We start from the raw sequence: 13,649 nt of genomic DNA on the forward strand, positions 1-13,649 counted from the left end.
GCCTCACCGCTCCCTGAACGCCTCCACCTTCGCGCGGTTTCCGCACGTACGCATGTCGCACCAGCGTCGCCCGACGCCGCGGCCGCGATCGATGAAGAACCACGTACAGCGGCCGCACTGCCGCACGCGCGCGAAATCGTCACCGCGCAGCAGATGCTCGAACCCGAGCGCGGCCGCGTCGATCCAGCGCGACGCGGCGCGCGCATCGGGGCGCCACGCGAAGCGGCCGTCGACGGCCTCGAACGTGCTGCGCCCGATCGCATCGCGAATCGCCACGGCGAGCCGGTCCGCCGCTCGCGCGCCGGCGCTGCCGCCGTCGCCGCCCGTCAGGTGCGCGAGCGCCGCATACGCATCCTCGCGAAAGACGTGCAGCGCAGCCAGCTCGTCGGCGCCGTCCTGCCGGGGATGACGCAGAAACCGTGTCAGATCGGCCGCCGCCAGCAACCCGGATTTCGCGGCCCACGCACGGAGGGCCGGCCAGTCGGCGAGCTTGTCCTCGTCGCGCGTCTTGCCCGTGTCGGCCACCGTGTTCAGAAAGTCGAGCGCCGGATGGCCGCCGACGAAGTCAGCCGCGCTCCATGCGTTCGCCTGTCGCGCAGGCTCGTATCGAGTAACCATTTATTTTCACCTATCGGTTTCATATCCGGACGAACCGGCGTAACCTGTTAACACCCAATACAGGTTAGCACGGAGGTACCGATGCTCGATCTCGACAATCGCTTCAATTTCGAAGGTCACCGGATCGCGTGGGGCTCGCTCGGCGAAGGACCGCCGCTCGTGCTCGTGCACGGCACGCCGTTTTCATCGCAGGTGTGGCGCCGGATCGCGCCGTGGCTCGCGCGGCGCCATCGCGTGTTCTTCTACGACCTGCTCGGCTACGGCCAGTCGGACATGCCCGACGCGGACGTATCGCTCGGCCGGCAGAACGTGCTGTTCGGCGCGCTGCTCGACGAATGGAAGATTTCGCGCCCGCGCGTGCTCGCGCACGACTACGGCGGCGCGACGGTGCTGCGCGCGCATTTCCTCGACGGCATCGCGTATTCGGACCTGACGCTCGTGAACCCGGTCGCGATCGCGCCGCAGGGCTCGCCGTTCGTGCGGCATGTCGCGCAGCACGAAGCAGCGTTCACCGGGTTGCCGGCCTATGCGCATCACGCGCTCGTGTCGGCCTATATCGGCCAAGCGGTCGCGCAGCCGTTGAGCGACGACGTGCTGGCGATCTACCGCGCGCCATGGCTCGAGCCCGCCGGCCAGGCTGCGTTCTATCGGCAAATCGCGCAGATGCGCCAGCGCTACATCGAGGAAGCGGAGGCCCGTTACGCGCCGCCGGACTTTCCGGTGCGCATCGTATGGGGCGAGGACGACGGGTGGATTCCGCTCGGACAGGGGCAGGCGCTTGCCGATCGCATCGCGAACGGCAAGCTGATCAGGGTGCCGCGCGCGGGTCACCTGGTCCAGGAAGATGCGCCGGAGGCAATCGTCGCCGCCGTGCTCGACCGGTAGACGCACCGGCGCGGGTGCAACGTGCGGTGCCGCTTACCACGGCAGCGAATAGGTCTTCGTATTCGTGAAGCTCTTCATCGCTTCCTGCACGCCCTCCTTGTAGCCGAGGCCCGAATCCTTCACGCCGCCGAACGGCGTCAGTTCGAGCCGATAGCCCGGCACCTCGCGCACGTTCACGCTGCCGACCTCGAGCTCCGTGATGAAGCGCGTGATGCTGTCGAAGCGGTTCGTGCAGACCGATGACGACAACGCATAGTCGGTGCTGTTCGACATCCGGATTGCCTCGTCGATGTCGCGAAAGCGCATGATCGGCGACACGGGGCCGAACGTCTCGTACTTCACGAGCGGCATGTCGGGCGTCACGCGATCGACGACGGTCGGCGAATACAGCGCACCGTCGCGCACGTTGCCGACCAGCAGGCGCGCCCCGCGCGCAATCGCATCGTTCACCTGCTGCTCGCAGAACTTCGCGGCCGCCTCGTCGATCACCGTGCCCATGTCGACCGACGGATCGGCCGGGTTCCCGTACGCCCACGCGCGGGTTTTCTCGACGACCAGCTCGGTGAAGCGATCGGCCACCGCCTCGTGCACGAGCATTCGCTTGATCGCGGTGCAGCGCTGCCCGGAGTTCTTGTACGAACCCGACACGGCGAGCGTGCTCGCCTCGTCGAGATCGGCGTCCTCCATCACGATGATCGGATCGTTGCCGCCCAGCTCGAGCACCGCGCGCCGGTAGCCCATCCGCGCCGCGATCGACTTGCCGATCGACACGCCGCCGGTAAACGTGATCAGGTCGATCGCCGGGTTCGTGATCAGCTCGTCCGCGATTTCCTTCGGGTCGCCCGTCAGCACCTGCAGCATCTGCGGCGGGAGGCCGGCTTCATACAGGATGTCCGCGAACAGGTAGCACGACAGCGGCACCTTCTCCGACGGCTTCACGACGATCCGGTTGTTGGTCGCGACCGACGGCACGACCTTGTGCGCGACCTGGTTCATCGGATGGTTGAACGGCGTGATCGCGGAAATCACGCCGAGCAGCGGCTCGCGCTGCGTGTACACGCGGCGCTTCTTGCCGTGCGGCGTCAGATCGCACGAGAAGATCTGCCCGTCGTCCTTCAGCACTTCGCCCGCGCCGAACGTGAGCACGTCGGCGACGCGCCCCGCTTCATACGTCGAATCCTTGAGACACAACCCGGCCTCGGCCGTGATCAGCGCCGCGATCTCGGCGGTGCGCGAGCGCACGATGTCGGCCGCGCGGCGGAGGATCGCCGCGCGCTCGTGGCGCGTGAGCGACGGCCGGTAGGCACGCGCGACCGCAAACGCGCGCCGCACGTCGTCGAGCGTCGCCTTCGGCACGGTGCCGACGAGCGCGCCGTCGTACGGGTTGCGCACCTCGATCACCGCGTCGCGATAGATCCTTTCACCATCGATTCGCAGTGCTTCACGATGAAGCGCGCTGACCTCCGTCGATGCTGCAATGGCGTTCATGAGTATCTCCCTGGCGGATGCGTCCGCGTCATTGCAGATGGTTGAGCGCGATGTCGATGATGTCGAAGTTGCGCAGCCGCGCGCGGCCCGTGACCGCGGTCGCGACCGGTTTGCTGAAGATCAGCGGCACGATCTGCTCGGAGATCCCGCCGTGCGAGCGCAGCGGCACGTCGAGCCCCGACAGATCGTGCTTGATGCGGCGCGTACCGAGCACGACGTCCTGCTTCGAGATCACGATCAGGTCGCCCATCCGGTCGGGCGGCAGCTCGAAGCGCGCGCAGCCTTCGGCGCCCGTCAGCACGACCTCGATGCCGTCCACCGCGGCGAGCCGCGCGCGCAGCGCGTCGACCTCGGCGGAAGCCGGCACGTAGACGGTCGCGAACGAGCCGAGCGCACCGTGATGCACGACGTACGGGTCGGTGATCGGCAGAATCACGCGCGCCGCGTCGTGGCCGAGCCACTCGTCGAACAGCTCCTGCAGGTAGATCACGTTCGGCTCGCCGGTCTCGCCGTCGTGCTTCGCGTTCATCCCGTGGTCGGCCGTGATCGCGACGATCGCGCCGAGCTCGTCGAGCCGCTTCAGATACGTGTCCATCATCTGGTAGAACGCGTTCGCGCCGTCGGTGCCGGGCGCGCACTTGTGCTGCACGTAGTCGGTCGTCGACAGGTACATCAGGTCGATCGGCCGCGTCTCGAGCAGGCGCACGCCGGCCGCGAACACGAATTCCGACAGGTCGGCGCTGTACACGCTCGGCACCGGCTTGCCGACCAGCTCCAGCACGTTGTCGATGCCGTTTTCCGAGAGGCTCGCCTCGTCGGCCTTCTCCGACGAGAAGCAGATGCCCTTGAGCCCCTTGCCGAGCAGGCGGCGCAGCTTGTCCTTCGCGGTGACGACCGCGACGCGCGCGCCCCGCTCGGCGAAGGTGGCGAGCACGGTGGGCGCGACGAGATACTTCGGATCGTTCATCAGCACCTCGGCGCCGGTGTCGCGATCGTAGAAGTAGTTGCCGCTGATCCCGTGGATCGCCGGCGGCACGCCGGTAACGATCGACAGGTTGTTCGGGTTCGTGAAGCTCGGCACCACGCACTCGCCCTTGAGCGCCGTGCCCGGCTTCAGCAGCGTGCGCAGGAACGGCGCGACGCCGGCCTCGGCCGCCATCTCGAGATATTCATAGGCGCAGCCGTCGACGCAGACCACCACCACGGGGCGGCTCATCCAGTTGTAGCGACGGCCGTTCACTTCCACGGATACAGGCGTTTCAGTCATGACGTTCATTCCTTTCGGTTCGAAGAGGGGTTGAGTCGTCGGCGCCCGCGCCGCGCCGATGGGGGTGTTTTCCATGCTTGACATTAAAATTGATGATTTGTAGATTGTCAACAATAGGCAGAGAACAGAAAGCAGAATGTGGAAGCATGGGGATGCAGCGCACGACGCAATGGCGCGTCACGGCGCCGACGCGCGTGGTCGCGGCGCTCGACGCGGCCGTCGCGCAATACGTCGACGAAGGCGGGCTCGCCGCGCGCGGCGGACGGTTTTATCAGGAGGTCAAAAAGCGCGGCTACATTCTGTATCCGGGCAAGCTGACCGAAGTCGACACGTTCCGCGTCGGCTGCATCGGCCACTTCGGCGAAGCCGGCATTCCGGGCGCGGTCGCCGCGATCGCCGACACGCTGAAGGCGATGGGCGTGCGCCGCGTGTCCGCCGAAGCGGCGGCCTGACGCGACGCACCCGGCCGCATCGCGGCGCGCGCCTCATCGCGGCGCGCCGCCGTGCGGCGGTTTCGCTTTCGTTTTCCCGCCGTGCGCGGCACGGCAACCCGACTCTTACCGGCACGACACCGATGCGACCCTTCTGGATCGAACAAGCACTGTTCAACGACGGCGACCTCGCCCCCGCGCTGCAGGGCGCGACGCAGGCCGACGTCTGTATCGTCGGCGGCGGCTTCACCGGGCTCTGGACCGCGATCCACGCGAAGCAGCAGAACCCGGCGCTCGACATCGTGATACTCGAGGCCGACCTGTGCGGCGCCGGCGCGAGCGGACGCAACGGCGGGTGCCTGCTCACGTGGTCCGCGAAATTCCTGACGCTGCGCCGGCTGTTCGGCGAAGCGGAAGCGATCCGGCTCGTGAAGGCGTCGGAGGCGGCCGTCCAGCACATCGCCGACTTCTGCCGTGCGCATCGCATCGATGCCGAACTGCGGCTCGACGGCACGCTGTACACGGCGACGTCGCGCGCGCAGATCGGCACGCTCGCGCCGGTGCTCGACGCGCTCGCCGCGTGCGGCATCCACAGCTACGAACCGCTGCCGGCCGCCGAAGTCGCGCGCCGCTCGGGCTCCGCCCGCAATCTCGACGGCGTGTACTCGCCGATCGCCGCGACCGTGCATCCGGGCAAGCTCGTGCGCGGGCTGCGCCGCGTCGCGCTCGACATGGGGATCCGGATCCACGAGCGCACGCCGCTCGTCGATTTCACGCCGGGGCAGCCGGCCGTCGTGCGCACGCCGTCGGGCAGCGTGCGCGCGGGCAAGCTGGTGTTCGCGATGAACGCGTGGATGGCGAGCCGCTTCCCGCAGTTCGAACGCACGATCGCAGTCGTGTCGAGCGACATGGTCATCACCGAAAAATGCCCGGAACTGCTCGAGAAGACCGGGCTCGTGGACGGCGTGTCGGTGCTCGATTCGCGGATCTTCGTGTACTACTACCGCACGACGGCCGACGGTCGGCTGATGCTCGGCAAGGGCGGCAATACGTTCTCCTGGCGCAGCCGCATCGCGCCGGTGTTCGACCGGCGCTCGCCGTACGAGGCGCAGCTCACGCGGAGCCTGCGCGAATTCTTCCCGTCGCTTGCCGGCGTGCCGATCACCGCGAGCTGGAACGGTCCGTCGGACCGCTCGGTGACGGGCTTCCCGTTCTTCGGCCGCCTCGACGACGCGCCGAACGTGTTCTACGGCTTCGGCTATTCGGGCAACGGCGTCGGGCCGACCTACATGGGCGGGCAGATCCTGTCGTCGCTGGTGCTCGGCCTCGACAACGCGTGGACGCGCAGCCCGATCGTGCGCGGCCCGCTCGGCCATTTCCCGCCGGAGCCGATCCGCTATGTCGGCGCGCACGTCGTGCGCAATGCGATCCGCCGCAAGGAGCGTGCGGAAGACGAGAGCCGCCGGCCTGCGGCCTTCGACACGTGGCTCGCGAAGTTTGCGAGCGCGGCGGGGAAGGCGGACAAGGGGTGACCGACGGGCGCAATGCGATGGGGGAAAAACGCGAGCACCTCGCAAGACCGGTGCAGCGACGACTCGCGCGCCCAACTCGGCCTTTCTCAAAAATTTGCAAACCTATCTCTTAATAATTGGAAATCGACAAAACACGCCCTACTGAAATCTAGATTAGATAGTTACTCACTTCAAGGAATTTTTCTCATTTCCCCAATCAAATATCTCGATTTTATAACCCTCAATGACTTGATAGGATGTCACGCCCTCGATAAAAAAGCACATCTGCCACACGTCAATGCATACGTCGTCAACTATTGAAATTTTGATTAGCGACTCACGATCCATCTCCAGGGGATCTCAGTTCGGACATGCCGCGATCGCGATCGACGGAATCGTGTATGGCAGGGCGCATCCGGGATGGGATGTCGATAGCATCTCGCGCTATCTTGATCGCCAGCAGGCCAAGATGCATCGCGACACGATCGGTTATCTCATCAACGCCACCGAGCGTGAAAAGGCAATCATCACTTCCGAGATAAAACAGAGGCGCCTGGAAAACAGGCACTACTCCCTCGTCGACAATAACTGCTCATCGAATATAGCGGAAGTCCTTGGCAAGGCAGGCATTCTGGCTTACGACCCGAGATGGCAGCTGCCGGGTATCATAGCGCCTGCAGATTTGATGATCGGCTTGCGCCATTCGAAGCGATTGATTGGAATTCGACGATATCCGAAGAAATGATGCGCCTATTGCTATTAGCCGCACTCACCGTAATGGTCAGCGCGTGCTCGAAATATAGAGATGAGAACTGGACGGCCCTTCAGGACATGCCGGCCTTCGCCGAACCAGACGACGACAGAACCCAGCCGATCTTTACGGTCAGGAAAGGCGAGTCCTGTGTCCCCGTGACGGATCGCGTTGCAAAGATTTATGCATACACCCAAGTGCGCTGCAAATCCGGAACGGGCTGGGTACTGGACGATTTCTTCGATAAACAGCGCGGCAAATGATCAGCCGCAGGCGATCACCGCTTTCGGCCGGACATCATCAACGTCGAGCAATCGGCCGTCAGGTGCGGCCAGGCAAGCAGGGCCGTGGCGCAAACTGACTGCTCAACAACGAAAGACCGTGATTCAGGCGCGCTCGCGCCCTTGCGTCGCCAATGTGCGGTGACAAGTAACACGGCCGATCACGCGCGCGCTTTCTCGCGCGCCGCCTTGCCCGTCGCGGGCAGCCCCTGCTCGTGCGTGCGGCGCATCCGTGCGAGACCGTGCGCGACGTGCTCGCGCACGAGCGCGACCGCCTTCTCCTCGTCGCCGCTCGCGAGCGCCTGCACGATCTTGTCATGCTCGGCCGCGGACACCGCGATCGCATCCTCTTCCGCCTCGATCGCGGCCTGGCGCAGCAGCCCGAGCTGGCGCACGAGCCGGCGATAGGTATCGGTGAGGTGCGTATTGCCGACGCCGACCACCATCGCGTCGTGGAACTGCACGTTCAGCTCGGTGTAGCGCGTGACGTCGTGCGTCTTCGCGGCGTCCTTCATCGACTGGATGATGCCCTTCAGCACCTTCAGCGTGTCGGGCGAAATGCGCTTCGCGAGCGCACGCGCGACCGACTCGTCGAGCATCGCGCGCACTTCGTAGATTTCCTCGGCCTCGCGCAGCGGCACGACCCGCACCGTCACGCCGCGGTTCTTCTCGTTGCGCAGCAGCCCGGCCTGCTCGAGCGCGCGGAACGCTTCGCGCACGGGGCCACGCGACACGTTCAGCCTGGTCGCGATATCGACTTCGTTGAGCTTCTCGCCGGGTGCGTATTCGCCGGACACGATCGCGCGCTCGAGCATGTCCTGCACGATCATCGCGAGCGACTGGCTTTGCAGGAGTTCGATGGCGTTGAGTGCGGTCGGGGCGGTCATGGTCGGGCAGGCAGCGACGCTGCGGGTGAAAACGAGGGCGCCATATCGGCGAATGGTCCCTGTATACCGTCGGCCCGGCACATTGTCAACAGTTTTCAGTTTCCAAAAACCAATCGCGCGGCCGACGTAAAAAAACGCCGGACCGCGCGAGGTCAGCCCGCCGTCAGGCCGTCTGCTTCACCGGCCCCGGGTCGCTCTGGCTCGGCCGGCCCGTCTCGACGTGGCCCGCGAAGCGGCGCACGACCTTGTCGTCGCCGCCGCGCAGCGTCGTCGCGGTGATCGTCAGATCGTACCAGCCGTGGCTCGACGACAGCTCGAAGTGATCCTCGATGCGCGCGCCCGGCTCCAGCGTGTAGGTGCGCGCATGCGCATGGCTGTACGCGTTGTCGACGACCACACGGCACGCCGCGCGGCCGCTGTTGCGCAGCTGCAGGTACACGTGGCGGTTGCGCACGTCGTAGCCGATCTTCGCTTCCGGGTTCGCGTGACTGCCGTCCGCGGCCAGCCGCGTGTTGCCCTGGAACTCGCACAGATAGCCGTTCGGGCCATACGCGGCGAGATGGTAGTCGCCGCGCGCGGCCGACGTGCTCCAGGTATCGGCGAAGCGGTCGTGCGACGACACCGCGTAGCGGCGCGGCGGCGTCGCCGGATTGCGGCGGTCGTACACGTAGAACGCGGCGCCCGCGTCACCCGAGTTCGCGAAATCGAGCGACACGCTGTCGTCGCGGCCGTTCACGCGGGCATGCACGAACAGCTCGTACGGCAGCGCGCGCGCCGGACGCGTGCCGGGCTCCTGCGCCGGCATCGACTGCTGCGCGGGCACTTGATACGCGTGGCCGGCGGTGGCGATGTGCTGCGGCACCGTGAAGCTCATCGTGCGCGTATCGGGGCGCGCGGAGAAATCGAACGCCGACGTGAGGTCGCCGCAGACCGACCGGCGCCACGCGCTGATGTTCGGCTCCTTCACGCCGAAGCGCGCTTCGAGGAAACGCAGCACCGACGTGTGATCGAACGTCTCCGAGCAGACCCAGCCGCCCTTCGTCCACGGCGAGATGATGATCAGCGGCACGCGCGGCCCGAGGCCGATCGGCTGGAGGCCACCCGGGTCCGCGCCCGGCACCAGCGGGCTCATCTCGCCCGGGTACTTGTTCAGGTCGAGCAGTTCGTCGCCGAGATTCGACAGCAGGTTCGACGACACGATGCCCTGGCCGCCCACGCCGCTCGTGACCGGCGGCACCGGCGGCACGACGTGGTCGAACAGCCCGTCGTTCTCGTCGTAGTTGAGGATGAACACCGTCTTCGCCCACACCTCGGGGTTCGACGTCAGCGCCTCGAGCACCATGTTGATGTAGAACGCACCGTCGGTCGGCGACGCCTGCGGATGCTCGCTGTACTTGTACGGCGACACGATCCACGACACCTGCGGCAGCCGGTTCGCCTGCACGTCGGCCTTCAGCTCGGCGAGCGTGTGGTCCGACGCGCCCTTGTCGACCAACGCGCCGCTCGCGCCTTCCTTCACCTGGAAGCGCTTGAAGAACATCAGCGAATTGTCGGTGTAGTTGTCGGTCGGATCGCCCGGAATGCCGGTGCCGCCCTGGTACACCTTCCAGCTGATCTTCGCGTCCTCGAGGCGCTCGGCGTAGGTCGTCCACGTGTAGCCGTTCACGTCGTTGCGCTCGCCGATGCCCGGGCCGTTCGGCGAGCTGCCGTAGATGTTGCGCGGGTCGACCGTGCCGGTCCACAGGTAGATGCGGTTCGGTGCCGTGTCCGCGTGCGCGGAGCAGAAGTATGAGTCGCAGATCGTGAACGCGTCGGCGAGCGCGTAGTGATACGTGAGGTCCTGACGCTTCAGGTAGCCCATTGTCAGCACGTCCTGCTTCTGGTTCACCCACTGATCCCACTGGCCGTTGTTCCAGGACAGGTGGCCGCTGCTCCAGCCGTGGTTGGTGCCCGGCTGGAATTCGGTCGTCTGCTTCGGGTCGAGGTAGAACGGCAGCACGTACGGCGCGGCCGGGTCGAGCCCGCGCGAATGGTAGTTCTTCGTGAACACCGACGCCGGCGGCTGCTGCCACACCGGCGCACCGCTCGGCAGCAGGTGCGGACGCGGGTCGTTGAAGCCGCGCACGCCGCGCAGCCCGCCGAAGTAGTGGTCGAACGAGCGGTTTTCCTGCATGAAGATCACGACGTGTTCGACGTCGCGAATCGTGCCGGTGCGATACGCGGCCGGCATGGCCAGCGCCTTGCGGATCGCGGGCGGGAAGCCGGCGTAGGCGGCCATCGCGCCGGCCGACTGGGCGGCGAGGCGCAGGAAATCGCGTCGATTGTTGGCGGACATGAAGAGGATCCTGTGGGTCGGTAGGGGTGGCGCCGGTCGAGCGGGGCCGGCGGTCGTGCGTTGCCGCTATTAGTCCGCACCGGCATGTCCCGGCCGTGACCGGATCCAGCAGGTTTCTTGCGCTTACCCCCAGCTTTTTTTCGAAGCGGCGCACGACGCGCCTTTCATCCGGCCGACACATGCGTACGCTATGCTGACGCGCGATGAAGAGGGGGGAGAAGCCGAGTCGTGTTCGATCAGCTGAAGGCGTTCCACGCGACCGTCCGGCAGGGCAGCATCACGCGCGCCGCGCGCCATCTGGGCGTGAGCCAGCCGACGATCGCCGCGCAGATCCGGCAGGTCGAGCAGGTGTACGGCGTCGAGCTGTTCTACCGCAGCGGCCGCAAGCTCGAGGTCACCGAGACCGGGATCGAGCTGCTGCCGCTCGTCGAGAAGATGATCGCGCTCGAGGCGCAGGCCGACATCATGCTGCGCAACGTCGGCGGCCTGTTCGAAGGCCATCTGCGGATCGGCGCGACGGGGCCGTACTACATCATGGACGCGGTCGGCCGCTTCTCGCATGCGCATCCGTCGATCGCGCTCACGTGCCGGATCGGCAATTCGGAGGAAATCCTGCAGGCGCTGCAGGAATTCCGCATCGACCTCGCGGTGTCGTCGCAGCGCAATGACGCGGACGGCCTCGAACGCAAGGTGATCTCCACCGATCCGCTCGTGCTCGTCGTGCATCGCGACCATCCGCTCGCGCGCTTCGACGCGATCGACGCCGCGCAGCTCGCCGACGTGCGGCTGCTGATCCGCGAGGAAGGATCGGTCACGCGCCGCTGCACGGAGACGATCCTCGCGGCGGCCGGCGTCGCGGCCACGTCGGTCGCCGAGATCGGCAGCCGCGAAGCGATCCGCGAGGCGATCCTGCATGGCGTGGGCGGGAGCCTGTTTCCACGCGGCGAGGCCGAGCGCCATCCGGACCTGCGCGTCGTCGCGCTGCGCGGCGTCGACACGACGATCGACGAATACGTGTACTACCTGAAGGCGCGCCGCCAGAGCCCCGCGATCGATGCGTTCCTCGCGTGCATCCTGCGCGCGCAGCCCGCCACGCACGACGCGGCACGCGCGGCGCGCGCGGCGCGGCCGGTGAACGCGCGCTGAGCCGCCGGGCATTCACCAGTTTCGCGTATTTCCCGCCGCAATTCCCTGCCCTTTCCGGCGCTTTTCCCGCGCCTTCCCTCGTTGTCGTCCTCGTGCCTTCCTTGTTGCTTCCCGCCGCGCGTTATTTCGGTAGCGCGGGGATCATCCACGTCAGCACGTGCTGCTGCAGGAACACCAGCACGCCGAGCAGCAGCGTGAGGATCACGCTGTGCCAGAAGGTGCGCGCGAACACGACGCCTTCCTGCCCTTTCAGGTCGGTCGTCGACACGCCCGTCGCGATGTTCTGCGGCGAGATCATCTTGCCCATCACGCCGCCCGACGAGTTGGTCGCGGCCATCAGCACCGGATCGAGGCCGAGCTGGCGGGCGGCGACGACCTGCAGGTTGCCGAACAGCGCATTGCCGGACGTGTCGCTGCCGGACAGGAACACCGCGATCCAGCCGAGCGACGCCGACACGAGCGGGAACAACGCGCCGGTCGACGCGACGCCGGTGCCGAGCGTGTAGCTGATCCCCGAGTAGTTCAGCAGGTACGCGAGCCCGACGATCATCATCACCGTGACGATCGCGATCCACGTTTGCCGCCACGTCTTGACCACGCATTCGAAGAACGCGCCCACGCCGGTGCGCGTCAACGCGGCCGTGATGATCGCCGACAGCAGGATCGCGGTGCCGGTGCCGAGCGGCTGGAAGTCCCAGATCGCCGCATACGGCTTGTGGTACAGCGACACGAACACCGCGTTGTGCAGGCCCGGCCACTTGATCTTCACGTCGCCGATCGCCGCGATGTTCGCGTGCACCCAGACGATCACGACCACCGACACGACGAGCCACGGCAGCCAGCCGCCGAAGCCCGCGCGCGCGGCGCCGGCGGTGGCCGGCACGCTGCGCGCGAGCGCGTACTGCGGGTCGGGCTGCGGCTTCCACACTTGCAGGAAGCCGATCGTGACAATCAGCGACGTGAGCGACGACAGCACGTCGGTGAGCTGGTAGCCAAGGAAGTTCGACGTGACGAACTGCGCGATCGCGAAGCTGGCGCCCGACACGAGCAGTGCGGGCCACAGCTTCGCGATCGAGCGCATGCCGCCGTATGCGCCGACCACGTAGAACGGCAGCAGCAGCGCGAAGAACGGCAGTTGCCGGCCGACCATCGCGCCGAGCGTCGCGGGCGGCAGCGACGTGACCGCGCCGAGCACGGTGATCGGCACGCCGAGCGCGCCGAACGCGACCGGGGCCGTGTTGAACAGCAGCGTGTAGGTGAGCGCTTCGAGCGCGGGGAAGCCGAGCGCGATCAGCAGCGCGCTGGTGATCGCGACCGGCGTGCCGAAGCCGGAGATTCCTTCGAGCAGACAGCCGAACGAGAACGCGACGACGAGCAGCACGAGGCGGCGGTCGTCGGGCAGGTTGTCGAGCATCCACTGCCGGAACTGGTCGAAGCGGCCCGACTTCACCGCGATGTTGTACAGCAGCAAGGCGTTGAACACGATCCACATCACCGGCACGAGCGCGAGCGCCATGCCGGCGCCGACCGCGTTGAACGCGAGGCCGACCGGCATGCCCCACGCACCGATCGCGACCGCGAGGCCGGCGACGAGCCCGGCCAGCGACGCCTGCCACGCCGGCCGGCGCAGCACGCCGAGCGCGATCAGCGCGACCGCGATCGGGATCACCGCGACGAGGAACGACAGGAGCAGCGAGTTGGCGACGGGCGTCAACGGCTGCGCGAACAGGATGCCGGGCGGCAGGGCTGCGGTGGGATTCATCGTGTCTCGTGTCTCCGTGTCGGCAGGAGTTAGCGCTTTAGCGCTTACTCCTGTCCCATGCTTCGCGGTCGGCAGGAGTTAGCGCTTTAGCGCTTACTCCTGCCCCATGCTTCGCGGTCGATAGGAGTTGGCGCTTTAGTACGTTCCACGGCGGCGAAGACGCCCGACGCTTGCGCATGCAACCATGCCGCGGCGCCGACCGATCGGTCGCTTAAAAAAGGTTAGGAGGCGCATCGCGCTTGTACAAGGAGGGCAAGCCCGATGCGTTCAGCGCCGATACACGACGT

The 13,649-nt window shown here is 66.7% G+C and carries 11 protein-coding genes and 1 pseudogene; 6 read left to right on the top strand and 6 right to left on the bottom strand.

The genetic code is table 11. The annotated features are described in order from the left end of the window. Positions 1 to 3: 3 nt before the first annotated feature. Complete coding sequence (locus ACP26O_RS16105) at positions 4 to 618, bottom strand: CGNR zinc finger domain-containing protein (RefSeq protein WP_175665886.1); 615 nt, start codon at positions 616 to 618, stop codon at positions 4 to 6. Between the two features lie 81 nt (positions 619 to 699). Between ACP26O_RS16105 and ACP26O_RS16110 the strand changes: the two genes are divergently transcribed. Next, entirely contained in the window at positions 700 to 1,503 is an 804-nt protein-coding gene (locus tag ACP26O_RS16110; RefSeq protein ID WP_175665885.1) for an alpha/beta fold hydrolase, read from the top strand. Positions 1,504 to 1,536: 33 nt separating this feature from the next. Here ACP26O_RS16110 and phnY read toward each other — a convergent pair whose 3' ends face one another. After that, positions 1,537 to 2,991, bottom strand: a complete 1,455-nt coding sequence (gene phnY / locus ACP26O_RS16115; RefSeq protein WP_175665884.1) for a phosphonoacetaldehyde dehydrogenase — start codon at positions 2,989 to 2,991, stop codon at positions 1,537 to 1,539. 28 nt (positions 2,992 to 3,019) lie between these two features. Beyond that, entirely contained in the window at positions 3,020 to 4,258 is a 1,239-nt protein-coding gene (gene phnA, locus ACP26O_RS16120; RefSeq protein ID WP_175665883.1) for a phosphonoacetate hydrolase, read from the bottom strand. Between the two features lie 152 nt (positions 4,259 to 4,410). Between phnA and ACP26O_RS16125 the strand changes: the two are divergent. The 4 genes and pseudogenes from ACP26O_RS16125 to ACP26O_RS16140 form a co-directional block, all read left to right on the top strand. Further along, positions 4,411 to 4,710: pseudogene (locus ACP26O_RS16125) on the top strand (2-aminoethylphosphonate--pyruvate aminotransferase); the annotation flags it as partial. A 122-nt stretch (positions 4,711 to 4,832) separates the two neighbouring features. Further along, a complete protein-coding gene (locus ACP26O_RS16130) occupies positions 4,833 to 6,221 on the top strand; it encodes an FAD-dependent oxidoreductase (protein WP_175665881.1) in 1,389 nt (462 codons plus the stop codon). A 277-nt stretch (positions 6,222 to 6,498) separates the two neighbouring features. Beyond that, positions 6,499 to 6,945 (top strand): hypothetical protein, encoded by a 447-nt coding sequence (locus tag ACP26O_RS16135; RefSeq protein WP_175665880.1) that lies wholly within the window; start codon positions 6,499 to 6,501, stop codon positions 6,943 to 6,945. Continuing rightward, entirely contained in the window at positions 6,942 to 7,214 is a 273-nt protein-coding gene (locus ACP26O_RS16140) for a hypothetical protein (RefSeq protein WP_175665879.1), read from the top strand. The genes ACP26O_RS16135 and ACP26O_RS16140 overlap by 4 nt, the downstream gene beginning before the upstream one ends. Positions 7,215 to 7,393: 179 nt before the next feature. Here the strand turns inward: ACP26O_RS16140 and ACP26O_RS16145 are convergent, their stop codons facing one another. Both ACP26O_RS16145 and ACP26O_RS16150 read right to left on the bottom strand, forming a co-directional pair. Further along, positions 7,394 to 8,119, bottom strand: a complete 726-nt coding sequence (locus tag ACP26O_RS16145) for a phosphonate utilization associated transcriptional regulator (RefSeq protein WP_175665878.1) — start codon at positions 8,117 to 8,119, stop codon at positions 7,394 to 7,396. Between the two features lie 163 nt (positions 8,120 to 8,282). Continuing rightward, positions 8,283 to 10,454 (bottom strand): phosphocholine-specific phospholipase C, encoded by a 2,172-nt coding sequence (locus ACP26O_RS16150; protein ID WP_175665877.1) that lies wholly within the window; start codon positions 10,452 to 10,454, stop codon positions 8,283 to 8,285. Positions 10,455 to 10,682: 228 nt separating this feature from the next. Here ACP26O_RS16150 and ACP26O_RS16155 point away from each other — a divergent pair, with 228 nt between their 5' ends. Further along, positions 10,683 to 11,600, top strand: a complete 918-nt coding sequence (locus tag ACP26O_RS16155) for a LysR family transcriptional regulator (RefSeq protein WP_175665876.1) — start codon at positions 10,683 to 10,685, stop codon at positions 11,598 to 11,600. A gap of 121 nt (positions 11,601 to 11,721) precedes the next feature. On the opposite strand, the gene ACP26O_RS16160 is transcribed toward ACP26O_RS16155, so the two are convergent. Then, positions 11,722 to 13,362 (bottom strand): L-lactate permease, encoded by a 1,641-nt coding sequence (locus ACP26O_RS16160; protein WP_165752249.1) that lies wholly within the window; start codon positions 13,360 to 13,362, stop codon positions 11,722 to 11,724. Positions 13,363 to 13,649: the final 287 nt, after the last annotated feature.

Source organism: Burkholderia sp. R-40 (assembly GCF_049942845.1).
Taxonomy (GTDB): domain Bacteria; phylum Pseudomonadota; class Gammaproteobacteria; order Burkholderiales; family Burkholderiaceae; genus Burkholderia; species Burkholderia ambifaria.